This window comes from Microcoleus sp. PH2017_28_MFU_U_A (genome assembly GCF_020738035.1).
GTDB lineage: Bacteria > Cyanobacteriota > Cyanobacteriia > Cyanobacteriales > Microcoleaceae > Microcoleus.
In genome coordinates, this window is sequence record NZ_JAEQCX010000030.1 from 1 (window position 1) to 22,424 (window position 22,424).

At 45.4% G+C, this 22,424-nt stretch carries 22 protein-coding genes; 8 read left to right on the forward strand and 14 right to left on the reverse strand.

Annotated features, from left to right (window positions below):
- Positions 1–613 precede the first annotated feature (613 nt).
- The 4 genes from JGK14_RS04425 to JGK14_RS33980 all read right to left on the reverse strand — a co-directional run bounded on the left by JGK14_RS04425 (position 614) and on the right by JGK14_RS33980 (position 2,265).
- The gene (locus tag JGK14_RS04425; RefSeq protein ID WP_293230909.1) at positions 614–1,015 is read right to left on the reverse strand and encodes a pentapeptide repeat-containing protein; all 402 of its coding nucleotides are present in this window, start codon (positions 1,013–1,015) and stop codon (positions 614–616) included.
- On the reverse strand, positions 1,015–1,416 hold the full coding sequence (locus JGK14_RS04430; protein ID WP_293230906.1) for a pentapeptide repeat-containing protein: 402 nt from the start codon (positions 1,414–1,416) through the stop codon (positions 1,015–1,017). Before JGK14_RS04430 ends, JGK14_RS04425 begins: the two co-directional genes overlap by 1 nt.
- 208 nt (positions 1,417–1,624) lie before the next feature.
- Positions 1,625–2,053 carry a pentapeptide repeat-containing protein gene (locus tag JGK14_RS04435; RefSeq protein WP_293205711.1) on the reverse strand — a complete coding sequence of 143 codons (429 nt, stop codon included), beginning with the start codon at positions 2,051–2,053 and terminating at the stop codon, positions 1,625–1,627.
- The gene (locus JGK14_RS33980; protein ID WP_363319120.1) at positions 2,032–2,265 is read right to left on the reverse strand and encodes a pentapeptide repeat-containing protein; all 234 of its coding nucleotides are present in this window, start codon (positions 2,263–2,265) and stop codon (positions 2,032–2,034) included. Before JGK14_RS33980 ends, JGK14_RS04435 begins: the two co-directional genes overlap by 22 nt.
- Between JGK14_RS33980 and JGK14_RS04440 the strand changes: the two genes are divergently transcribed.
- Both JGK14_RS04440 and JGK14_RS04445 read left to right on the forward strand, forming a co-directional pair.
- Positions 2,251–3,084 carry an IS5 family transposase gene (locus tag JGK14_RS04440; RefSeq protein ID WP_293205713.1) on the forward strand — a complete coding sequence of 278 codons (834 nt, stop codon included), beginning with the start codon at positions 2,251–2,253 and terminating at the stop codon, positions 3,082–3,084. The genes JGK14_RS33980 and JGK14_RS04440 overlap by 15 nt on opposite strands.
- Positions 3,085–3,222: 138 nt before the next feature.
- Positions 3,223–3,414, forward strand: coding sequence for a hypothetical protein (locus JGK14_RS04445; protein WP_293205715.1), 192 nt, complete (start codon positions 3,223–3,225; stop codon positions 3,412–3,414).
- A 123-nt stretch (positions 3,415–3,537) separates the two neighbouring features.
- Here the strand turns inward: JGK14_RS04445 and rodA are convergent, their stop codons facing one another.
- The 3 genes from rodA to JGK14_RS04460 form a co-directional block, all read right to left on the reverse strand.
- The gene (rodA, locus tag JGK14_RS04450; protein WP_293176851.1) at positions 3,538–4,797 is read right to left on the reverse strand and encodes a rod shape-determining protein RodA; all 1,260 of its coding nucleotides are present in this window, start codon (positions 4,795–4,797) and stop codon (positions 3,538–3,540) included.
- A 402-nt stretch (positions 4,798–5,199) separates the two neighbouring features.
- Positions 5,200–5,547: a VOC family protein gene (locus JGK14_RS04455; RefSeq protein ID WP_293176849.1), complete on the reverse strand. Its 348-nt coding sequence runs from the start codon at positions 5,545–5,547 to the stop codon at positions 5,200–5,202.
- 59 nt (positions 5,548–5,606) lie between these two features.
- Positions 5,607–8,027 (reverse strand): tetratricopeptide repeat protein, encoded by a 2,421-nt coding sequence (locus JGK14_RS04460; RefSeq protein ID WP_293176847.1) that lies wholly within the window; start codon positions 8,025–8,027, stop codon positions 5,607–5,609.
- A gap of 215 nt (positions 8,028–8,242) precedes the next feature.
- On the opposite strand from JGK14_RS04460, the gene JGK14_RS04465 reads away from it, so the two are divergent.
- The 6 genes from JGK14_RS04465 (at position 8,243) to JGK14_RS04490 (ending at position 10,301) form a co-directional block, all read left to right on the forward strand.
- Positions 8,243–8,425, forward strand: a complete 183-nt coding sequence (locus tag JGK14_RS04465; RefSeq protein WP_293176845.1) for an NfeD family protein — start codon at positions 8,243–8,245, stop codon at positions 8,423–8,425.
- Between the two features lie 135 nt (positions 8,426–8,560).
- Complete coding sequence (locus JGK14_RS04470) at positions 8,561–8,743, forward strand: NfeD family protein (protein WP_293144766.1); 183 nt, start codon at positions 8,561–8,563, stop codon at positions 8,741–8,743.
- Between the two features lie 84 nt (positions 8,744–8,827).
- Positions 8,828–9,010, forward strand: a complete 183-nt coding sequence (locus JGK14_RS04475) for an NfeD family protein (protein WP_293226157.1) — start codon at positions 8,828–8,830, stop codon at positions 9,008–9,010.
- 84 nt (positions 9,011–9,094) lie between these two features.
- On the forward strand, positions 9,095–9,280 hold the full coding sequence (locus JGK14_RS04480; RefSeq protein ID WP_293176841.1) for an NfeD family protein: 186 nt from the start codon (positions 9,095–9,097) through the stop codon (positions 9,278–9,280).
- A gap of 281 nt (positions 9,281–9,561) precedes the next feature.
- Positions 9,562–9,957: an NfeD family protein gene (locus tag JGK14_RS04485; RefSeq protein WP_293205717.1), complete on the forward strand. Its 396-nt coding sequence runs from the start codon at positions 9,562–9,564 to the stop codon at positions 9,955–9,957.
- Positions 9,958–10,112: 155 nt separating this feature from the next.
- Positions 10,113–10,301: an NfeD family protein gene (locus JGK14_RS04490; protein ID WP_293176837.1), complete on the forward strand. Its 189-nt coding sequence runs from the start codon at positions 10,113–10,115 to the stop codon at positions 10,299–10,301.
- Between the two features lie 533 nt (positions 10,302–10,834).
- Here the strand turns inward: JGK14_RS04490 and JGK14_RS04495 are convergent.
- From JGK14_RS04495 to JGK14_RS04525, 7 genes are all read right to left on the reverse strand, one after another.
- Positions 10,835–11,698, reverse strand: coding sequence for a class I SAM-dependent methyltransferase (locus JGK14_RS04495; protein ID WP_293205719.1), 864 nt, complete (start codon positions 11,696–11,698; stop codon positions 10,835–10,837).
- Between the two features lie 43 nt (positions 11,699–11,741).
- The gene (locus JGK14_RS04500; RefSeq protein ID WP_293196632.1) at positions 11,742–13,409 is read right to left on the reverse strand and encodes an ABC transporter ATP-binding protein; all 1,668 of its coding nucleotides are present in this window, start codon (positions 13,407–13,409) and stop codon (positions 11,742–11,744) included.
- A gap of 1,493 nt (positions 13,410–14,902) precedes the next feature.
- The gene (locus tag JGK14_RS04505; RefSeq protein ID WP_293241918.1) at positions 14,903–16,717 is read right to left on the reverse strand and encodes a tetratricopeptide repeat protein; all 1,815 of its coding nucleotides are present in this window, start codon (positions 16,715–16,717) and stop codon (positions 14,903–14,905) included.
- Complete coding sequence (locus JGK14_RS04510) at positions 16,657–17,520, reverse strand: RNA polymerase sigma factor (protein ID WP_293196634.1); 864 nt, start codon at positions 17,518–17,520, stop codon at positions 16,657–16,659. The genes JGK14_RS04505 and JGK14_RS04510 overlap by 61 nt, the downstream gene beginning before the upstream one ends.
- Before the next feature lie 316 nt (positions 17,521–17,836).
- Positions 17,837–20,170: an amino acid ABC transporter substrate-binding protein gene (locus JGK14_RS04515; protein WP_293196635.1), complete on the reverse strand. Its 2,334-nt coding sequence runs from the start codon at positions 20,168–20,170 to the stop codon at positions 17,837–17,839.
- A 253-nt stretch (positions 20,171–20,423) separates the two neighbouring features.
- A complete protein-coding gene (locus JGK14_RS04520) occupies positions 20,424–20,942 on the reverse strand; it encodes an ATP-binding protein (RefSeq protein WP_293281411.1) in 519 nt (172 codons plus the stop codon).
- Between the two features lie 61 nt (positions 20,943–21,003).
- Positions 21,004–22,149, reverse strand: coding sequence for an RNA polymerase sigma factor (locus tag JGK14_RS04525; RefSeq protein ID WP_293218866.1), 1,146 nt, complete (start codon positions 22,147–22,149; stop codon positions 21,004–21,006).
- Positions 22,150–22,424: the final 275 nt, after the last annotated feature.

Genomic DNA, 22,424 nt, shown 5'->3' on the forward strand with positions numbered 1-22,424 from the left:
ATGTCTTTATCTCCACATAAACTGCCTAATTATCAACAAGGCATAAGAGCTATGAGCCTTATTCTATCAGCGTTATAGGCGACTTGTCACCCCGACAGCATAATGCTACAGCATTTTTATTCACAGAAAAACCATTAACTCAAAGGATGATCGCACTCAACGTCCCATCTGGTCTCTTGAAGAAATAGAAACCAAGATCGGCTACGATCTATTCCCTCTTCTTCCTCAAGAAATAAAACAAGATATCAAAGATATCAAATACATCTTTCCCAGTAAAGAATCTATTGGAGATACTTGGGCTAGCCTTCCTTGGAAATCAAATCCACCGCCACTTCCCGAAGACCCTACAGATCCGGAAGAGGAACTTGAGGAACTTGAGGGTGAATCTGAGGAACTTGAGGAGGAATAATAAATAATACCGAATCCGCGTTAAAATCCCCTTTATGTTCTTCCCCAACTCTCTCGATCTCCCTCTCGGCCCTAGTCGCGCTGCGGTTAATTATAAAAGGGATATTTAACGCGGATTTGTATTAATTTATCTGACGCCTATCGACACAGAAATATGATGAATATTCAAACGGAGGGTAGATATGTTTTCAGCAATGTTTAGCATTTATCGCTCTGGGCAATTATCGTTTCGGATCGTTCCATCTGGCATGACAGTATTGCACAAGGTAGCGTCTTCCCATTCTCCGCAAAGATTGATTATTGTATTTGGGCCATATTCAGGCTCTCCTCTAGCTCCCATCAGATTAGCATTGCACAGATTTGAACCATCAAATGATGTTTCCTCTAGAATCGCACCACTGAGGTTTGCTCCAGTAATATCTGAATTAGTAAACCCTGTTTGATGCAACTGGGTGTTACTTAGATTCGCGCCAATTAGAGTTGCTTTATAAAAACCAGCTTCAGTGATATCTGCATCGCTGAGGTCGGCTCCAGTGAGGTTTGTATTTTGACAGTGGAGCCGAGATAAAAAACCATTTTTCAAATTAGCTCCACGCTCGGTTGGCATCAGTTAAGTCGGCATAGTGCAAAGTTGCATTTTCTCTCGCAGGCATTACTTAGATTGGCTCCACTCAAGTCAGCCCCTTCCAACCAAGCTTCTCTCAAGTTAGCACCACTGAAGTTAGCATTAATCAACTGAGCGCCATCCAAGTTCGCATCGCTCAAGTTAGCATTACTCAAGTTAGCATTAATCAAGTGAATACAATCCAAGTTAGCCTCGCTCAAGTTAGCACCACTAAAGTCAGCACCACTCAAATGAGTACTCGTCAAGTTAGCATTAATCAAAATAGCATTGGCGAGATTGATATCAATGAGCTTTGCCTTGTTCAAATCGACACCGCTCAAGTCAACCCCAGCAAAGTCTCTTTCTCCACTGGTATACCGTTCGAGCAATTCTTCAGCGTTCATAAATTATCTAGTCAATTATTTTAATTTTTGAATTATAGTATAATTATCCTATGTTTTGCTAGTCCAATTCGATCGCACTCAACCTCCTAGTCGCGCTGGTGCAGTTAACGACCGAGGGGAGATTTAACGCGGATTTGTATTAATTTATCTGACTCCTATTGAAACATAAATCAGATGAATATCTGTTTTCAGCAATGTTTAGCATTCATCAAGCTGTACAATTATCATTTCGGATGGTTCCATCTGGCATGACAGTATTGCACAAGGTAGCGTCTTCCCATTTTCCGCAAAGATTGATTGTATTTGAGTCGTCATATTCAGGATCGGGTCTAGCTCCCATCAGATTAGCGTGGCACAGATTTGAACCATCAAATGATGTTTCATCCATAATTGCACCACTAAAGTTAGCTCCAGTAAGATCGGAATTCCAAAACCCTGTTTGATGTAGTTTGGTATTACTTAGATTCGCGCCAATTAGAGTTGCTTTATGAAAACCAGCTTCACCGAGGTCTGCATCGCTGAGGTCGGCTCCAGTGAGGTTTGTATTTTGGCAGTTGAGTCTAGATAAAAAACCATTTTTCAAATTAGCTCCACGCTCGGTTGGCATCAGTCGCGTCAGCAGAGTCCAAAGTTGCATTTTCTCTCGCAGGCATTACTTAGATTGGCTCCACTCAAGTCAGCCCCTTCCAACCAAGCTTCTCTCAAGTTAGCACCACTAAAATTAGCATTAATCAACTGAGCGTCACCCAAGTTCGCATCGCTCAAGTTAGCATTAGACCTCTGGCAAAAGTGCGAACGCTCTAGTAAAATAAAAGAAAAAATTAGCTGAATAATATGAATTACGAACAATTACAAAAGTCTACCCCCAAGGACTTCAAACGCTACTGTGGAGTACATCAAGAAACATTCAAGGAAATGGTAAAAATAGTCAAAGCGGAAAAAATATTTCAAAAAAAATCTGGAAGACCAAGCAAATTGTGCTCAGAAGACCAAATCTTAATGACATTATCCTATTTGCGTGAATATCCTACTTTTTTTCATTTAGGAATTAAATGGGGTATCAGTGAATCAAATGCTGATCGAATTGTAATTAGAACTGAGAAAGCTTTAATAAGGTCAGGTTTATTTAATTTACCTGGCAAAAAGATTCTTTATCAAAGTAACAATGAGATAAAAACTGTAGTATTGGATGTGTCAGAGCATGAAATAGAACGTCCCCAAAAAAAGCAAAAAAAATATTATAGTGGCAAGCAAAAATATCATACAATAAAATCGCAAGTTCTAGCCAACCCAAAAAGTGCTGAAATAATATGTACAGCTTTTGGTGACGGGAAGACGCATGATTTTAGTTTGTTTAAAAAAAGCAAGATCGGGATAAATCAAAACCTTGAATTGCTAGGTGATAAAGGTTATCAAGGAATCACAAAGATTCATACTAATAGTAGAACACCGTTCAAAAAAAACAAAAACAAAAAACTGAGTCAAGCCGAAAAACAATTCAATCGACAACTGGCAAAATCCAGAATTATCATGGAAAATATACATCGAAGTTTAAAGATATTTAGAATACTTTCATCTAGATATCGGAATCGAAGAAGACGCTTTGGATTAAGATTTAATTTAATAGCTGGTATTTATAATTATGAACTTTCTTTAAAGACAAATTAGCAATCGCCTGAGACTTTCGCAAGAGGTCTATTGAATCCTCCACCGAAACTCGGTACTACGTCACATCATTAACCGAAACAGCCGCTTCCCTTGCTCAAAGAATTCGAGGCTATTGGGGAGTCGAAAACAAGGTTCATTATGTCCGTGATGTCACCCGGCGTAGAAGATGCTTGTCGCATTCGCACTGTTGGACTCGTTCAATGTTGGACAATCGATCGCAATTTTTCCCTAAATTTGTATCGCGATCGTGGCTTTCAAAACATGGCTCAAGCTCAAGGTCTGGCTGGCTTGAGTTTTAACATACTTAAAGACATCTGTAGAATCAAATAGCCCTGGTGTGGTGTACATCGCTTGACATACACCTTGACCTGTCTGGCACTGCAAACCCTATAAACTAGGGTTATTTTATAAGACTTAAAGGGCTTGAATTTGCAATTGCCAATTACCAATCACCTAATTCCAACGCTTCTTGCGTTGTCGCTGGTTCGCCACCGCCTCCACCAGTCCCAATCCGAGAAAATTACTCAGCAGCGACGCATTCCCGTAACTAAGGAAAGGTAGCGGAATTCCTGTAACCGGGGCTAAGCCGATGTTCATCCCAATATTTACGAATACCTGAAAAATTAACATTGACAGTACGCCGATCGCCAGCAAGGAACCAAAATTGTCGTTTGCAGTTTGTGCGATCGTCACCAAGCGGAAACAAATGATCCAGAACACCAACAGCACTGCAATGCAGCCAATAAAGCCCAATTCTTCGCCGATCGCAGAAAAGATAAAGTCCGTATGCTGTTCGGGAATAAAGTTAAGCTGAGTTTGGGTTCCGTGAAACAAACCTCTGCCTTTGAGTTCCCCGGCCCCGATCGCAATCCGAGATTGAATCAAGTGATATCCGCTGCCTAAAGGGTCTTTCTCGGGGTTCAAAAACCCTGTCAGGCGCATTTTTTGATAATCCTTGAGGACGCCCCAAAATACGTGTCCGACGTGTCCAGAAACCACATTCACCAACACAGCACCGAAAGTCCCCAGCCAAGGCCAAGGTAGGCTACGCCAAGCAATAATACCCGCCACGACTACCCAGGCTACCCAAATCGGTGTGGACACGTTATTGAGGAGAACTGAGAAGAGAGGAGAGAACAACAATATTAACCATCCGGGATTGACATTTCCCCAGTAAAACATCCCCATTGTGATCGCGCCAAACACCAGCGAAGTACCTAAATTTGGTTCAGCAAAGATCAATCCCCAGGGTACGGCCATAATCGCCAGCATTCTCAACATATCGCGCACCGTAGGGACAGTCTTCTCGTGCAGGAGGGCTGCTAAGGTGATAATCATCCCTACTTTGGCAAATTCTGAGGGTTGCAGGTAGAAGCCGCCGATATTGATCCACCGCTGGGCACCGAGCCCTGTAGTACCAATAAACCGCACTGCAATCAGGGACAAATTAATGAATATGTAAATCGGCCATTTCCACTCAATCAGTATTTGGTAGCGACAGCGGGAAATGATGATGGCGAGGAACAAACCGACTCCGCCAGTTACCCAGTGCCGCCACCAGTCGATCGAGCCCTGGTTGATTTCGACGCTGCGGATCATGATTCCGCCGAAGATGGTGAGGCTGATGCAAGCGGCAAACAGCCAAGGATCTGCTTCTTCCCAGGGTTTGAAGATCGATGTCCAGCGGTTTCTGACTTGTATTCTTTGGAACATGAGGATTTTAGATTTTAGATTTTAGATTTTAGATTATCGAGCCGATTTTCGGAAGTTGTGGATATATAGCAGTTGACAGTTGACAGTTGACAGTTGACAGTTGACAGCAATCAAACCGTTTATGCTGTGGGTTCTCGTCTCCATTCATGGAAGTCATTTATGCCCTCACGCCATGTGGCGGTTGCTATATTTTGGATGCTGAGCCTGCACTGTAACTTTAGAAGATTTGGTGTCAGTACGTCACTTTATTCGGCGAGTTGTACGGAGGTTCCGGGCAGTCTGCAACTGGCCGAGGTGCGCAGTGTGCACAAATCTGTAGGGTGCGCAGTGTGCACAAATCTTGTAGGGTGCGCAGTGCGCACCTTACGCGGATTTAGCTCGCTCCGCAAGTCCTAGAATCGGTCAAGTCGGCTCGTAAAGGTACTCAAAACCGTTACCGTCGGGGTCTCTGCCGTAAAAAGACGCTGTACCGTCGCGGTGTTCGTGAATCTGGGTGACGGAAACACCTTCAGTTTTGAGTTGTTCGTAGGCGGATTCCATTTCGGTGCGATCGTCAAATACAAACCCAAAATGCGGCCCTGCTTGGTCGTAAGTCGGACTCAACAGCGCCAGTCCATCATCTCCTGCTTTTAAATAAGCCCAGTCTGCATCTTTCCAAACTAACTCCATTCCCAATTTGCTGTAGAACTCAGCAGCTTTCTCTATGTCTTGCACGCAGACGGCTACGTGTCCCAATCGTTTTAGTTTCATGTCTAGAAATTTTATTGTTGTGCTTTACTTTATTGTATCTTTTTTCCTTTGTTTCTCAGTTAATTAGGGATTTTTTCGGGATTTTTGGTAGCGGCAAACTGTACTTTTTCTACTTGTTTGCTGGCGTCCATTTCGCTGAACAGTTGAATGGCGCGATCGAAGTTTTCTTGGGCTTTCTCGATGTTGCCGAGTTTTTGTTCTGTCAGTGCGAGCTGATAGCAAGCTTCGGCTCGGTCTAATTTAGCGCTGGGCAGATCGAGTATTTCTATTGCTTCTGCATGGTGCTGCATGGCTTGGTCAAATTCTCCTCGTTCTCGGTACAGGGCAGCTATACCGCTAAGAGCTTTGGCTTTGACGGTGCTGTAAAGGTTTTCGTCGGCCTGGGCGATCGCCTGACTGTACAAGCTCAAAGCTTTTTCTGGATCTCCGAGGTTTTTATAGGTGGTGGCTAGAAACACTAACTTGTATCCCGTACCCACTAACTGGCTCTCTTCGCGATCGGCATATAGTTTGTCGGCGAGTTCCTTGGCAGCTTTTTTGACTCCCACACAGGAGTTGAGAAAAGCTAACCCGACCTCGATCGAATAACTGTTAATCCCGATAATCCCGATTTCCTCCCGCGAATTTTTCATTTTGACAAATATCTCCAGAGCTGGTTCTAATTCCAGCATTTCTATTTTGCAAAACCCTATATTGATTGCAGCGTTAAGTTTCCAAAATTCTAGATTAGCTTTTTGGCCGTTTTCCGGTTCGCTATTTTTTGCTATATTTTGCAGACATTTAGTGGCTTTTCTTTCGGATATTTGGTGACATTCTATGGCTTGATTGATGTCGCCCAATATTCTGTAAGAAACGCCTAAAATACTGTAAAGACCGCTCAAATAATAGTCAGAAGTCACATTGTTGACGATGCGAGTAGTTGCTGAAATTATTGGCTGCAAGAAACCTAGTTTATAGAGAGCTCGTCCGAGTTTGTAATCTTTGGCAAACTGGATATTGATTTTTTTGAGGATGACGCTAGCGGCCTGCTCGAAACAGCTAATTGCCACGTAATGATAGTAAGCTTCAAAAGCTTTCAGCGCATCTTCTACGGTTTCAATAATCTCGACGCTATCCGTCCAAAACTCGGCTGCTTTGCGGTTGGCGGTGTCCCAGTCTGCGGGCGAAAGCCGATCGACTGCTTCTTCCCGAATTGCTGGATGCACCCAGTATTCGCCTTTTTGGGACTCGACTAGCGATCGGTGCAACAGCGATTTAATGATTTGTCTGCGTCCGGCTTCGGGCACGTCCCACAGCAGGCACAAAAGTGCATCACTAGGGACTGTCGGCACGTCTTGATAGCGGTAACAGCCCAAGCGGCAAAGGAGTTGATAGGCTTCGGGATCGAGTTCTTGCAGGCGGTTGAATTGACTGGTAACTAAATTTTTTAAGTCGGTTTCCACCAGCGGATCGTCGCTGTTTTCCAGCCAGTAGGCTGCCATATCTCCGTCAAAATCTTCTCGGATTGTCCCCCAAAGAATGCCCATGGCTTTGGCATTACCGCCGTAAACTTTGTGCATTTCCTGGAGTGCGACAGGATCTATTTTGATGTTGCGATCGCCAAAATACTGCTGCCAAGTTTCCACGTCCAATCCCGGAAGCAGGTAGTGTTCGACGGTTACGTCAGAATCGCAAAGTCGATCGCGACTGGTAATCAGCGTTACCGACTGCACCGCGGCATCAGCCAAAACTCGCAAGAGTTCGACGTACAGCCGGTGGGGTTCAATAAACTTACCTTGTCCGTCGAGGGCGGCTTCCAAATTGTCAATCAATACGCCGACTTTGAGAGTCTGAAGTTGCCGCTTCAGCCGCCCGAGGGTGACACCAAAGTCTGGCCCTGGTTCTTCTTGGAAGTCTTGCTTGAGCCATTCTTCGATCGCACTCTCTAAGGCTGTGAGGTTTTCTGTCTCTTTTGCCATCAGCAGTTCAATTACGCGATCGAACCCTTGAGATTTCAGGTACTGTCTGGCTAAAGTCGTTTTGCCCATACCGCCGGCACTTTGGATCACAATCACTTTAGCGCCTTGGGCTACCAGAGTATTCAGATCCTCGATCGCCTCAAACCTGCCCAAAAAGTTCGGATTTTCGATTTCCAAGTCCGAATCTAGCCCCAGGGACGATCGGGGCGGAACAATTTGCCCCGACTGCGGTTCTAGTTTCGAGTAGCTGCGCCAATATCGATCTATTACCGCTTGCAGGTTATCTCTTTTAACTTTTTCACCTTCTCCAAACAAAGCTGAAAGGCGCTTCCACAAATTAGAGGCAGCATCCTTAACAGTCCCTACTCCATATCCTTCACTCTCTGCAACCTGTTGGTACGTCCTGCCTTGCACCCCCATCCATGCTTCGCGAAAGATCGCGCTGTCAAGGTTGTCGAGAGTTTTCAGGTTTCGAGCCACAAGTAACGAGTTAGTAAAATCCAGTGCTTGATCCGCTTCCATTGAGTCACCAGGTTTAGCGTTACCTATTATCAAACAACTCTAACAGACTTTTTCCGACTCGCTTACGGGCTCAAACAGCCGACTTATAAGGACTTTTGCCGACTGACACAGCCATGGTTGACCTGCGAGACTGTTGAGTGTGGAGGGGAAGTTGACCGACAAGCTTCTGACATCCGCACCAATCAAGTCGAACTTACATTCAGGAGCCAGCAGCTATGTCTATTAACACTGATGAAAAGGCGATCGTCGATGAAGCAATTCGCCCTCAAGAATGCGGCCGGGTGCGCTTTCAAAGCACTTGGTGGCCTGCAAAATGCGATCGAGACATAACTTTTCACCCCGGGGATGTGGTTCGAGTTGTGGGAATTGACAACATTACCCTGATTGTCACAGCCTAGCTTTGACAGTTGACAGTTGACAGTTGACAGTTGACAGCAAGAGGGCGACCTCTACCTGGAAATTGGTAACGAGTCGAGCAATCAGTTTTTCGCATCTCAAACTTCAGCCAAACTTATAATCAGGAGCCAGCAATCATGACTTTTGACAATTCCGAAAAAGCGATCGTCGATGAAGCAATTCGCCCTCAAGAGTCCGGCCGCGTGCGCTTCCAAAACAGTTGGTGGCCTGCAAAATGCGAGCAAGAGATGACTTTTCAACCGGGTGACGTGGTTCGCGTCATCGGAATTGACAACATTACTCTGATTGTGGCAGCCTAGCTGCCGATCGAGCCAGTGAATCGAGTCCTGCAAGTTTTTACCTCTCAAGAATCCGACGAATCTGCACTCAGGAGTCCTAAAGTTATGAGTCTCAACCATTTGAAAAAAGCCGTCGTAGAAGAAGAAATCCGTCCAGGCGAGTCCGGTCGCGTCCGATTCCAGAGCACTTGGTGGCCTGCGAAGTGCGATCGACAAATAACTTTGAAACCCGGTGCTGTGGTTCGTGTCCTGGCACTTGAGAACGTGACTCTGATCGTTGAAGCGTAGTTGGGAATTAAGGATTTACCGAGTCTGGTTATAAGTTTATCGCCTTTGAAGGTTACGAAAAATTTGAAATTGGGAGCCAAAAATATGACTGTTAGCTATTTGGAAAAAGCGATCGTAGATGAAGAAATTCGACCCAATCAGCCCGGTCGCGTCAGCTTCCAAAACAGTTGGTGGCCTGCGAAGTGCGACGATCTACAAATAACTTTGAAACCCGGTGCTGTGGTTCGAGTCCTGAGACTTGAAAACATTACTCTAATAGTTGAAGCTTAGTTCGGAAAAACTCTGAGGTGGGGAGTAGTCAGTTGATTTTAGATTTTAGATTTTAGATTTTAGATTTACACTCTCATTAAATCTGAGAGTTTGAAAGTCAGTCTAAAATCAGGGATCTGCCAGACTCAAGTTGAGGATTTGTATCGGTTTGTAGAAGGCAGAATTTAACTTCCCGCTTGCAATTGTTGGGATAAGAAATCTGACCATTTAATCAAACTTAAAAAGCGCGAGCTTTTCGCATCCAAAAGTCAAACATAACCTATCTTCAGGAGCCATCCACCATGTCTACTAACTATGTCGAAGAAGCAAGCTTTATTGAAGAAGAAGGAATCTTAGCCTTCGCTGATCAGGAAAAAGTGGGCAGTGTTAATCAAGCAAAATCAGCCGTCTCCGGTGCGGAAAAGTCCAGCACCGATGTAGCAGAAGAGACGGCGGTCGGTGAGGAAAAACCCGCTGTCGGCGATGCAGAAACAGTCCATACTCATCTAGCGCCAAAAGATATCGCCCCAGACCAAAAAGCGATCGTCGAAGAAGAAATTCGTCCGGGAGAATCTGGTCGCGTCCGTTTCCAAAGCAGTTGGTGGCCTGCAACATCTGACCAAGAAATTACTTTTAAACCCGGAGAAGCGGTTCGAGTCATCGCCATTGACAATGTGACTCTGATTGTTGAAGGGTAATTGCAAAGCATCTTCCGATTTTAGATTTTGGATTTTAGATTTTAGATTGGAGGATTTGGGGATTGGGAGATTGATGAATGGTTTATTAATTGGTAAATACCTCGGAAACTGTTCGCCTTCAAAACAATTCCAACCAATTTTTAGGAGTAGCAATCATGTTTTTTGACTATTTTGAAGAAGCAATCGTTGCAGAAGAAATTCGACCGGGTGAATGCGGCCGCGTCCGCTTTCAATGTAGTTGGTGGCCCGCTAAGTGCGATAAAGGCATAACTTTTAAACCCGGGGAACTGGTTTATGTGGTAGGAATTGACAAGATTACTTTATTGGTGGAGGGTATAGCTTGAAATGCGGGAATTTGCGATCGCGCTGCCGCCTAGGCGGATCTCTCTTCAAATCTCTTCAAAAGCGCGATCGAACTTCTCACCTCTGTTAATTGCAATATTCTAGAGTTTAACCTCAACAACTACTCACCGCTGACAGTCTTGTCGGCGGTTTTTTTTCAGTAGGAAGACGGTACCGTGCCTATTGGTGAAAACTTAAGCCTGAAAGCCTTGATAAATCTCGTTTTTACCTGAGTCCAGATCCCCCTCGCATCCCCCGCATCGTTGCGGGGACTTTGAGACAACTCCTGTCCCCCCCGACTATCCGGGGGGCTAGACAGGGTTAATTAAAGGTACGTAGTTGCGATGAAAGCGCTCTTTCCTAATATTATAAAGAGCGCTTTCATCGCAACTACGTACCTAATTTGTATGACGACAATAAATTTGATGTTAAGTTGACACTCCGAAAGGCTCTTGGAGTGTCCCTAATTACCCACAGCCTATGTATCATGCTGAGTGAAACGAAGCATCTCCCTCAATGCTTCGCCCAAGTGCGTTTAGGACTTTTCATAACGGACCAGAAGATGCCAGAGAAAAATATCCGGATCGTCATGCTGGATCTGAGCTTTAAACATCGAAACAAAAGGCTCATAGTCCAAAAACTCCATCTCCAAACAAAGTTGTTTTAATCCCGCTTCTTTAAAGATGCGATTCAAACGCAAGGGAGTGTAATAAATCTGGGCATCTTGCCACTCAGCGTCCCAAACTTTATTGCAGTATACATCGATAAATCCCTCTGTAACACAGTGAGCGTGTTTGCGACTAAAATAGGCAATTTCTAAGAAGCATAAGGTAGTTGGAAAATATCCGTATATCTTGCCACTGGGCTTGAGAACTTTACCAAATTCCCGAATCATCTGGCGGTTGGTTTTATCCTCACTGGAAACCACAGAATTTGCGAGGAGCACGTAATCAAATTTATCGTTCCACTCCGGTTTTTGTTCGATGATTCGCGTGGAGTCTACTTCCTCAAACACGATTTGCTGGTTGTTGAGTCGGGCATCTCCATCTGCTTTTCCCCAATCTGCTCGTGCTTTTTCAATCGCTGTTTTGGAAAAATCGGTACAGTAGATTTGTCCAATTTGGGGGCAAAATTCTAGTAAAGTCTTCTGAAGATAAATTTCCGAGCCGCAACCGGGAATTAGGACTTTGATGTCAGGCGAGTTGGGAATATCATAGCCGGGAGAACGCTCTGGACGGATTAAGTTTTTGCAGATTTTGGGGTTTTGGGTAATGCTGAAAGCGGTGTTGGTATAATCTTCGTGGTTGTTATCCCAGAGAGCTTTCTCTTCTTCAAGTGATTTCGAGCCAAGGTTTTGAGAAGAGGGGATTAGCCATTTGTAATCATTTGTATCGGTCATAATTTTCAACTCCAAAATGTTCAGTACAAGTTAAATCTGCGTGTCAATCACTCACCACCAATCTGCCGTTTTCCATCACATACGTGACATCCGCACGCAACGCATTAGCCATGCGGTGGGTGATGAAAATCACCGTGCGTTCTTTGGTAATGCGCTCGATGGTGGTGAGGATTTTGGCTTCCGTGGCGGGATCGAGGGCGGATGTGGCTTCATCGAGAATTAGAATTGCTGGATTTCTCACCAACGCCCTCGCCAGGGCGATTCTTTGGCGTTGTCCCCCTGATAACTGTCCGCCCCTGTCACCAACAGGTGTGTCGTAGCCTTGGGGTAAGGACAAAATAAATTCGTGAATCTCGGTGGCTTTGGCTGCGGCTTCGACTTGTTCGTCAGTGGCTTGTAGATAGCCCATGCGGATGTTGTCTCGCACCGAGCAATTAAACAGAATTACATCCTGAGAAACCAGTCCAATTTGAGAACGGAGGGAGCGTACTGTGGCATGACGTAAATCAATTCCATCAAACAGAATGCGTCCTTTATCTGGATCGTAAAATCGCGTTAGCAAGTTGACAATTGTACTTTTGCCTGCTCCACTTTGACCGACAAATACCACAAAGTCTCCTTGGCGAATCTTCAGGGATAGATTTTTCACTCCTCCTCTATCTTGGGAGTAGCTAAAGGTAACATCGTCAAAGTAAATATCGCTGAAAAAGTGAGGTAAATCAATCGCGCCTGGTGCATCCTGAATCGCCGGAGTTTCTGATAAGATATCGCTGATGCGTTGCAGCCCTGCCACTCCATCAATAAATGCCGGTATTGACGAAGTTAAACCAAGAATATTGAGATTCAACCCTAGCATTAAAACTTGAAAGGAGGCAAGGGTGCCTACGGAAATGATATTCTGGTATGTCATGACAGCACCGATACTTAAAACGATAAGCTGCGTCAAGACAAAACCAATCATGGGGACTTTCTGCACTAAGTAGGAGAGAAAGGTTGCCCGGACATAAACCTGTTTTAAGTCATTCAAATCGGTGGCAAAATCTTCAGTCATTTGGTTCTCCAGCCCGAATATCTTGACAACGGTTTGCGAGAGGATATTCTCTTCGATAACGCTGGCAATCTGTCCTTCTTTTTGCAGCAACTTATAGCCGACTTCGGTGGCAAGGCTGGCAATTTTTGCTGGAGCAATGGTACAGATAGTTAAACCGATTAAACTGAGCAGGGCTAATTGCCAGTTGAGGAGGAAGAGGAAAACCATAGAAAATAGGAAGTTAGACAGTTGTAAAACAACAACTGTCAGCCCCATTGTAATTACACCATTTTCCACCTTTTGGACATCGGCGATCAGACAATTGACAATATCCCCGGCTGAACGCCGTCCAAAAAACTCCATTGAAAGGCGTTGGAGATGCTCGAATAGAGAGTATCGGATATTGTTAGTGATTAAAATGCCCAAACGCGCTCCTAGGAAAATTCCTAGCAAACCGATGCAGGCATATAGAATTGCTCCCACGACTAGCAATGACAGGATTAGAACCAGAAGACTATAGTTTTGGGGAACGATGGCGGCATCGATGATAAATTTTAAGCTGGCTCGGAAGACTGAATCAAATGCTGCGTCGCATATCAGGCAGATAAAGAGTAAAATGAATTGCCATTTGTAGGAGGCAATATATTTGTTGAGGGTTTTAAAGAACCAAATCAGTTCCATGAGTTATGGGAGTTTGTCTACAGGCAAGATTTATACTTTGACTTGTGCAATTTCAATTGGATAGCCTTCTTATTAAGCAGGGTGGGCATTGTTCACCCTACAGGGATTTTCAGTTGTAATTTCTCAGCACCATCACTAGGATTTTACTGATTAACTTTTAAGTTAAAAATAACGGAATCGCACAATTTCTCTCCTTTTTGTTGTTAGCTTACTTGTTGTCTTGATTGAGTTTTTGTCCTCAACTTTCTCAATATTAGTCGAGATTTAATAGGTTTGTCAAGCTTAAGAAACAGAGTTTACACAAACTTTATCTTACCGAAAAACACAAATAAATCAACAGGAAATAATCCGATGCTATTATTTTAAGCTCGGATTATTTCTCTTTATTCTGCTGTTTTAAATAGCAGATGTGAGGCAAGTAAATGGAAGGTGGTTAAAGAAGCAATGCTCTCTTGACTCCTGAATTAGAGTGTGTTGAGGCGCGATCGCCTTTAAGGGTTGCGTCAGACTTTTACTCCTAAAAATGCTTTACACTCTGAAGACGATTACCAGCGATAATTTCTGAATTTCTAGAGTTGACAAAAGCCTCGACTAACGATTCCTAACTGAAAAAATCATTTTGGGATAGGTGGAGTGCGATTGCACTTCCTTATCAAAGGTTAAAATATCAAACAGAAGACACTCTACGCGATCTCCCAGGAATCGATTGGCTCACAAGCCCTTAAATTAAGGCTGTTACTGTATATCCAGGTGAACATTGTGAAATATATTGCTCAGCTAAATCGTGTATTCGACCGTTAATCACGCTACAGGGAACATACCAAGGGCTATCTATACATTGAATTTGAAGTGTTTCATTCGATGGATTATAATTCCATGTGACCGTGAATCCATCCTGAGTATATGAACCACTCTTGCCCGAAATATTATATCCTTGGGATCTAGCTGCTGCCTCTAAACAATCCAGAAGGTTTTGAGTAATGTTACTGAATGTTTGTAATGCACAAGCGCTCATAAAGTATCCTTTTTTTTGTTGTTCATCCTTAAGACGAATCCAGAGATCGATTTCTGAATTTTTCGAGTTAGGCGCTGTTTTTTCCTAACTCAATGCACCCCATGAAACCACCTCAAACACAAGAACTATAATTTCCACCCATTGCACTAGATTTTGTCATTGAATTAACATCAGCAACAAAAGATGTAGGATAGGCGCTGACGGCAGTGCCTACCCTACATCTATTTTCAATTACCGAGCGATTTTCGCTCAGAACTGATTTTTACTTTTAATAACGAAATCTAAATAGCATTATTTTTCTCCTTTTTTAGATGAATTTGATGTGCTTTCTGTGGAGACAAAATTTTATTTTTGTCTCTACACCTATAAGACGAATCCAGAGGTCAATTTCTGAATTTTTCGAGTTAGAGGCTGTTTTTTCCTAACTTAATGCACTCTCAGAGGTTCAGATCCCCGACTTCCCTAAGAAGTCAAGGATCTACGCTTTAGCACGATCGCCCTTTCGCCTCTTACCTTTCAACCGTTTCACAGCCTCCTCAACCTCACCGCGAAAAGGGTAGAGCAACCGCCGACTCAGCGCACTTCGATAGGCCTCCACAGCCTCCCTCACATCCCCCAAGCCCAACAACGCCCTCCCTCGCCAGTAACCAGCCATAGCCGGGTCAAACTCCATCAATTCCTGAGCAAACTGACAAGCCTTTTCCAAGCATTTCCGGCTCGCCACCTCATCCCCCAACACTCCATAACTCTCCCCCAGCCACACCGCAGCAGATACAGATTGCAGATAACCCCCCTCTTCTGGTAACAACTCCCATCCTTGCGCCAAAGCCTCCACCGCCGCCCGGTGTTTGAGAGCCAATGCCAACACCCGCCCGTGAGCAAACCAAGCATCAGGTAACTGCGGCTCAAGTTGCGTCCCCTTCGCAGAGACAGCACACCCCCGATCGATCTCCTGAAAACTTTCCACCAACACCCGCCCCGCCGTCGTCCAAACACTCCAGCGATCGGGAAAACGATCGAGCATCTCTTCTACTATTGATGTCAGGGTTACTTCACGGTTCGATCGCCCTAAATCCCCCAGGGCTGTTTGATTTTCCGTAGGGGCCGTGCCCCCGTGCCGGCCCTCTTGGTCTGACCTGCCGATCGAATCGTCTGGGTCGGGGGTAGGCACGGGGGCACTACCCCTACAAAATTCACGTTTTTGGTGAGAATGAAACTGCGCTGTGGGCTGGGGGCGATCGAGAGAGGCTGGGGAAGAAGTCATCCTCGCAGCGGGCAAAATCTCGCACAACGCCCGATAAATTTCACAATCCAGGGGATACAGACGATAAGCTTTCAGCATCGCCGCCGCCGCCCTCTGATATTCCCCCGTGTGGAACAAGTAACGCCCGTAGGAATACCAACCCCTCGGATGATTCGGGTGTTCCTCGGTAAAACCTTCCAACACCGCAACCCCGTTAGCCGACTCCCCCCGGAAAAAGTGATAATATGCCAGCAACTCATGACCGTCCGCCGCATCAGGAGCCAGTTGCAGCACAGAAGCGATCGTCTTTTTAGTCTGCTTCCCCTCCTCACCCGATACCAATCTCATCCGGCAACGAGTATCCGCCAGTCGTTTGAGTACCCCAAAATCACCCGGAGCCACCTCTAGCGCTTTGCTCAACCGCTGCTGCGCTTGGCGCACGTTCCCCACCGCCACCAGAGCGTCATAGCTGCCGATCGACGCGACAATATCCTCTGGGTGCAGTGACAAAACGGCATCAAAGGCTCGCAAAGCTGCAACCGCATCGCCTCTCCCCACCTGCACCTGGGCCAACGCCAGCCAGTGAGCTGCATTGTGAGGTTCAAGGGAAGCCGCCGACTCAAAAGCGAGTATCCCTGCCTGAGTATCACCTCTACAGAGTGCGATCGCTCCGCTGATATGCTGTCGAGTCGCCTCATTGCGTGCATTCGCCGAGGCACTTTCATAAACCGCTGCTGCCTCAACCTCTTGTCCCATAAGCTGCAAGAGTTTTGCCAATTGCAAGCGGACGCCGATCGATGGTGGTTGCTGCCGATCGATTACTTGGCGATATTCCTCAACCGCCTGCTCGATCTGACCCATTTCAGACAGCAGATTCGCCAATTCCAACCGTTTCTTCCACCCAGAGGGAAACTGCTGCACGTACTCACTTAATGTTTTCAGCTTCTGCTCTTGTCTGGTTGGCTTCGAGTCTGCAACCAGGTAAGCATTCAACTCCACCCCAGAGGACTGAGTGAGGGATACCACCCGGAGTGTAGTGTTTCTAGACATGATGCTGTTACCTGATAATTAATTGTCTCGCCAATGTTCTGAGGGATGGGGGCGATCGCGGGTGGGGCGATCGTTTCATCGGATTGTAGGGGCAATCCCCCCGCCCCAGAATCTTGACAGGGTAGGCACTCTTGCACTACCCCTACAGTAAATTCATCTGCGATCGGGGCAACTTCCCCCTTTTGAGAAGACTCGGAGAAATCTAACAGAGCATCATCCAACCCTGACAAATACCTGCTCAAACGCTTTTGCAGAATCTCTCGCGCCTGTTGGATGCGCTTGTAAACGTTATTGAGCGAGAGAGCAAGTTTTTGGGCAATATCTTGATAGGCAATTTGGTGGCAGTAACGCAGGATAAACGGATTGCGTAATCGAGAAGGAAGAGTATCAATAGCGCGGCGAATGTAATGTCCCAACTCATGATGTAGAAGTGCCTCTTCAGGAGAGTCCAAACCAGAAATAACTGCTGAATTTCCTGTAGCAGCTAATTCTTCAATATCCTCCATCTGCATTGCTTTCCGGCGGCGTTCTCGGTGTATATCTATACATAGATTATGGGTTAAGCGAATCAGCCAAGCTCGGAGGTTGGTGATTTTTTCGGCATGGTTTGGCAATTTATCCCAAGCTTTAAGCATGGCGCGACTGAGCACCTCTTCGGCATCAGTAGGATTCCCCCCCATCCACTTGACACAGCAACGGTAAAGATAATCTCGATTCTGTTCCCATAGCTGCCAAAATGCTTTCTCCATATCTTCTGGAGAACCCCAAATGTCTTTTGCACTAACTGATTGAGAATTTGACATGATTTTAAAAGTGGTGAAAGATAGATGTGAAGGAACATTCCTCTATTCCTTTTTTCGTTGCACCCCAATCCGGCAAAAATCTAGCTCAGTGCGATCTGAGTATTTATACTAAATCCGGGTTATCCATCCCCTTTATAAATCCTCCGTTATTAGCAGAGTCTTTGCGATTGCTTCGCTGTCGCTCGCAATGACAATAACGGGGGTGGTAAACCCGGATTTGGTATTATCCGGCTAAAGATTCGATTCAGTATCGTTAGCCAATATTCAAGGTTGATTGTTGTCAGGGTGATTCATCAATCACCCCGACTCAGCAAAATCAAGCAAAAGGAACTGAGAAAACGATACCGCCCTCGGTATAAGGCGCTATCATCAAACTAATACCTGGGAAGTTGCGATCGGTCATCTCTTGATAGTTCCCCACTGCGGAAATCGCATTCAAAGCGAAATTATTCGACAAACCCAGACTTTCACCCACAGTTCCTTCCACTCCCAAAAAGCGGCGGACAACTGGATCGGAACTATTGATTTGCTGGCGCACATTTTCAGAAGTTAAACCCAGCTCTAACGCTTCATAAACAGAATAAGTAACGCCTGTTACCACATCCTTCCACTGGGATTGATTCTCGTCCACCACCATTGCTAAAGGCTCCTCTCCCAAAACATCGGGAAATGGCTGATGTTTGTCTCGCTGGTCGGGGGGTAAGGTGAGAAGACTAGAGATAATCAGATTCCCATTGCCGGTGAGCGCATCCAATTCGCCCTTGATATAACGATCGAATAGGGCCTCCAAGCTATTTAAGGCTACGACTTCCGCATTAATGCCCGCAGCTTTCAGCTTTTCTCGCAGGGTTACCTCAGAATTGGTATTTGCACTCACGCCAATTCGGCGACCGGCAAGCTGTTCAAAAGAGGTAATTCCGCTGGCGGTTGGTGTTACCACAAATTGAGCATCGTAACTATTAATGGGGGCAAAATCTACCCCCAGCAAAGCATCCCGCTTGAGGTTGTGGCTGGCATTGCGGCTAGTTACATCAACGATGCCATTGGCGACATCGCTGAAGCGCTGAGGACCAGTTTTCTGAATCACGAATTCCACTGCGTTGGGGTTGCCAAATAGGGAAGCTGCTAGTGCCCGACCAAAATCCACATCAAATCCGCTGAAGTTGCCCTTGGAGTCAGCAAAACCAACTCCTGGCGCGTCATTTCTCACCCCGACACGCACGAAACCCCGGTCTAACACTTCCTGTAAAACGTTGCGGTTGTCGTTATTTACCAAGGGCACGGTTAATTGGTCAGTCCCCGAAAAGGGTAGATAATAAAGCAGTCCCCCAGGCTTGACAAACATTAGCTCATTGAGCCCGCGCGGCAGCACTTTGGGATTGAAATTGCGATTGTAAATTTCTTCGTAATTACCAATTTGTTTGATAACTTTCAACGCAAAATCATTTTTGAGTCCCAGGGATTCTCCTAACTTTCCTTCCACGCCTAAGAAGCTCTTGGTGGCGGAATTTTTATTAAGAAATTCATTCACATTCTGGGAGTTAATACCAAAGAATTCGGCTTGGATGGGAGCGCTGACCACCCAGCGCACCACATCAGCCCATTCAGACTGATTTTCCGGCACGACGAGTGCTAAAGGCTCTTTAGAAATGGCTTCATCCAGGATGACTTGATTTCCCGGATTGGATAAGGTGGGAATGCGATTGCTCAGCACCCCGCGATTAATGGAAACAGCGCCCAATTTCCCCGCATCGTAGGCAGCAAATAAGGTATCTTGAGAAGGAAAAGTTTGGATGTTGAGGGCGATTCCGGCACGTTTGGCGACATCTATTAAATTTTGCTGAGAGCGCGTTCCTGCTAATACGCCGATGGTTGTTCCTGGTAACTGCTTAACAGAACTAATTCCACTATTACCGCGCACCAATACCGCTTGAGTGTCGAAGAAAACCGTAGGCGAAAAATCTACTCCTAAACTGCCATCGCGGAGCATAGATTGAGTGGGCAAAGTGGCGGCAATATCGACTGCGCCACTGGCTACGCTGTTAAAGTCTTTGCCCGCCTCGACGACTACGAATTCTACTGCTTTCGGGTTATCGAACAAAGCGGTGGCTAAGGCGCGACTAAAATCAATGCCAATCCCACTAAATGAACCGTCGGATTCCCGCTTGCTAAATCCGATCGCATCGTCGTTAACTGCAACCCGCACAAACCCGCGCTTTAAGATTTCTTGAAGTTTAGGGCCTGTGGGTGTGGTACTGGCAACTGGTTTTCGACCTTCAGCCGCTCCAAACCGCGCATAATGTTCAAATCCGCTTGATAAACTACCCTTGGCAACTGCTGCTGCTACCTCGGGGTTAGCATCTAGATAAAATTGCTCGTTGAATGAAATTTGTGGCTTTCTTTTTTCAGTAAAACCAAACTTTACCCAATGCTCAAACCCGTTGGGAATAAGGCCAGAAGCTACGGCTTTTGCCACTTCTGGATTTTCTTGCAGATAGGTGGTCTCGTTGTAGTTAGGAATGGTCATAATGCTGGTAATTAGATAATTTGTGTGTTCAATTGGCAGGGTTTTTGATAAAGGCTCATTACTGCTCCAACCGCAGCGGATTCCCGCAGGTTTCTGTTGTTGGATGGTTTTGAATTTTATCAAAGCTGAAAACCCTTATTTTTCTGGCGGGTTGTTCGATCGCGGTAAAAAACCCGGTTATGAAGGTCGGAGTGCGTAAGTCATGATTTAATTAGGATGTGCTGGGAATTTTTCGTCGTACTGCTAGCAAAGTAATGTCTCTGTTTTAGGTAATAACCCACAGTTTTACTGCTATTTTGAGAGATAGCTAGCTCAACAAGCAGTAGACTTTCCCTAGTTTTAAATTATGTCGGTCGCATCCTCTGGAGATCTTGTCCTAACTGTGACTTGTACGATGGACAGTAAATATATTGCGATTGCGATTTCCCAGCCACTCGTAAGCAAATTCATCTACATTTTGAATAGCTAAATAAACTCCGAGTCCTCCAATCTTTTTTTCGTGCGGGTGTTTGTCTAAGTCATCAGGTAGCGCTCGATCGAGGGGATCGTAGGTGACTGCTGTATCCTCAATCATAATTGTCAAGTTGCGATCGCTAATTTCGGCACGCAACTCCAAATCCCCTTCTCTACCAGATTCTTCATAACCGTGAATGATGATATTTGTGGCAATTTCATCGACTGCAAGGCGCAGCCCGTAAGATGCTTTTTGATCTAGAGCTGCCTCGGCTGCTGCTACGAGGACATACTCAGCTATCTGACTTAAAGAATCTAATTTTCCCGGCACTATTAACCGGTGCATAAATGATACAATGCCTCCGGCAAAAGGCGATAAGGGGTATAGCCGGGATACTGGCAAAATAGAACAGTGCAATTTGTTGAATTTTTCGCAGTTCATAGTCGCTATCCAAAGCTCTGATTGCGTATCCATTTCTATACCTTAAGGACGATGACACTAATCAGTTTCTGAATTTTGACTCAAAAGAAACGAAGCCTAATCTTGATTCCTGAGAGACTCTTGACAAGGGAGTGAAAATATGAAATACATTACACAGGAGGAGAGAGGGACGATCGCACAAATTCTCCAGTAATTTGCCCCGCCTGATGCCTCCTAAACAATTCAGCCACGGGGGGAATGCTCCTACTATCTGTTTGCCGATAAAATTAAATTGGTATAATACTAAATCCGGGTTACTCACCCTCTTTTTTAGTTCGCGAGCTAATTTCTCCCCATTCCCCGATCTCGCCCTCTCCCCATCTTCAAAAATCAAGGGGTTTTTAACCCGGATTTGGTATAGCCTCCCGTCAGCAGTCGCTACAACAGAATCCGACTTCGACTGCTGCTGCGATCGCACTACCTCAATTAATTCCTCACTCACCACAGTCTCCACTTTCTGCACTGCAACTGAAACTACCGTCTCACCTGCGATCGCTTCAACTGCTGCATTCCCTTGGGACATTTCCCCAATTGCCGATTCCGTTGCTGTCGGTGGAACAGATTTATCCGTATCCGCCCTCTCCTCTCCGATAAAATATCCCCTCAATACCTCTCGCAGAATTGCGCGCGCCTGGGAGATGCGCTTGCAGACATTCTGGTAGGAAATCTCTTGCTGTTGGGCAATCTCTTGATGAGAAAGTTCCCCATAAAAGTGCAGGATAAACGTCTCGCGCATCCTGAGCGGTAAGTTATCAATTGCACGGCGAATCACAATCTTTTGCTCGTGAGTCTCCAATGCCCAAAGGGGCGTATCGTCAAAGGAAACCAGTCCTTGTTTCTGTGGAATCGCTTCTATATCCTCAACTCGATTCGCACCCCGACTGCGTTCTCTATAAATATCTATGCAGAGGTTATGAGTCAGTTTTGTCAACCAAGCCTTAAAATTAGCAATTTCGCCCGCTGCATACTTTTGCACCTTTTCCCAAGCTTTCAGCATCGCCCGACTAAGTGCATCTTCAGCATCAATAAAGTTCCCACCCATCCACTTGATACAGCAACGGTAAAGAGAGTTTCGATACTGTTGCCATTGCTGCCAAAAAGTTGTGATTAGATCTAACGAGCAATCGCGCTGCTTTGAAAGCGTAAATGATTGAGAATCCAATGTCATTTCTAATACCTAAAGTTAATAAAAGTTTTGCAATAATTCAACTGCCCGACAGTTTTTGCCAAGGACAATCCGAGCCTTTCCACTGAGGAAAGACAGAGCGATGAGTAACGATTGTTCTGGTTGTAAGCTTCAAGTGTTCTTTGAGGATGCGGTTAGTAGTCACCACCGCGATCTTTCCATCAAAGCTGCTTCTTAACACCAGGGTTTAGTAAAGCACCCTAAATATTCGGTAAAACTACACGCTAAATTTTCATAGGCCGGATGTAGAAGCAGTT

Coding starts and splice junctions, on each gene's coding strand:
- JGK14_RS04430 (WP_293230906.1), bottom strand. CDS start 1,416: ATGAACGCTGAAGAATTGCTCGAACGGTATACCAGTGGAGAAAGAGAC.
- JGK14_RS04490 (WP_293176837.1), top strand. CDS start 10,113: ATGTTTTTTGACTATTTTGAAGAAGCAATCGTTGCAGAAGAAATTCGA.
- JGK14_RS04435 (WP_293205711.1), bottom strand. CDS start 2,053: ATGCAACTTTGGACTCTGCTGACGCGACTGATGCCAACCGAGCGTGGA.
- JGK14_RS04505 (WP_293241918.1), bottom strand. CDS start 16,717: ATGTCTAGAAACACTACACTCCGGGTGGTATCCCTCACTCAGTCCTCT.
- JGK14_RS04445 (WP_293205715.1), top strand. CDS start 3,223: ATGTCCGTGATGTCACCCGGCGTAGAAGATGCTTGTCGCATTCGCACT.
- JGK14_RS04425 (WP_293230909.1), bottom strand. CDS start 1,015: ATGCCAACCGAGCGTGGAGCTAATTTGAAAAATGGTTTTTTATCTCGG.
- JGK14_RS04465 (WP_293176845.1), top strand. CDS start 8,243: ATGTCTATTAACACTGATGAAAAGGCGATCGTCGATGAAGCAATTCGC.
- JGK14_RS04440 (WP_293205713.1), top strand. CDS start 2,251: ATGAATTACGAACAATTACAAAAGTCTACCCCCAAGGACTTCAAACGC.
- JGK14_RS04460 (WP_293176847.1), bottom strand. CDS start 8,027: ATGGAAGCGGATCAAGCACTGGATTTTACTAACTCGTTACTTGTGGCT.
- JGK14_RS04455 (WP_293176849.1), bottom strand. CDS start 5,547: ATGAAACTAAAACGATTGGGACACGTAGCCGTCTGCGTGCAAGACATA.
- JGK14_RS04520 (WP_293281411.1), bottom strand. CDS start 20,942: ATGAACTGCGAAAAATTCAACAAATTGCACTGTTCTATTTTGCCAGTA.
- JGK14_RS04475 (WP_293226157.1), top strand. CDS start 8,828: ATGAGTCTCAACCATTTGAAAAAAGCCGTCGTAGAAGAAGAAATCCGT.
- JGK14_RS04500 (WP_293196632.1), bottom strand. CDS start 13,409: ATGGAACTGATTTGGTTCTTTAAAACCCTCAACAAATATATTGCCTCC.
- JGK14_RS04510 (WP_293196634.1), bottom strand. CDS start 17,520: ATGTCAAATTCTCAATCAGTTAGTGCAAAAGACATTTGGGGTTCTCCA.
- JGK14_RS04495 (WP_293205719.1), bottom strand. CDS start 11,698: ATGACCGATACAAATGATTACAAATGGCTAATCCCCTCTTCTCAAAAC.
- JGK14_RS04470 (WP_293144766.1), top strand. CDS start 8,561: ATGACTTTTGACAATTCCGAAAAAGCGATCGTCGATGAAGCAATTCGC.
- JGK14_RS04480 (WP_293176841.1), top strand. CDS start 9,095: ATGACTGTTAGCTATTTGGAAAAAGCGATCGTAGATGAAGAAATTCGA.
- JGK14_RS04485 (WP_293205717.1), top strand. CDS start 9,562: ATGTCTACTAACTATGTCGAAGAAGCAAGCTTTATTGAAGAAGAAGGA.
- rodA (WP_293176851.1), bottom strand. CDS start 4,797: ATGTTCCAAAGAATACAAGTCAGAAACCGCTGGACATCGATCTTCAAA.
- JGK14_RS04525 (WP_293218866.1), bottom strand. CDS start 22,149: ATGACATTGGATTCTCAATCATTTACGCTTTCAAAGCAGCGCGATTGC.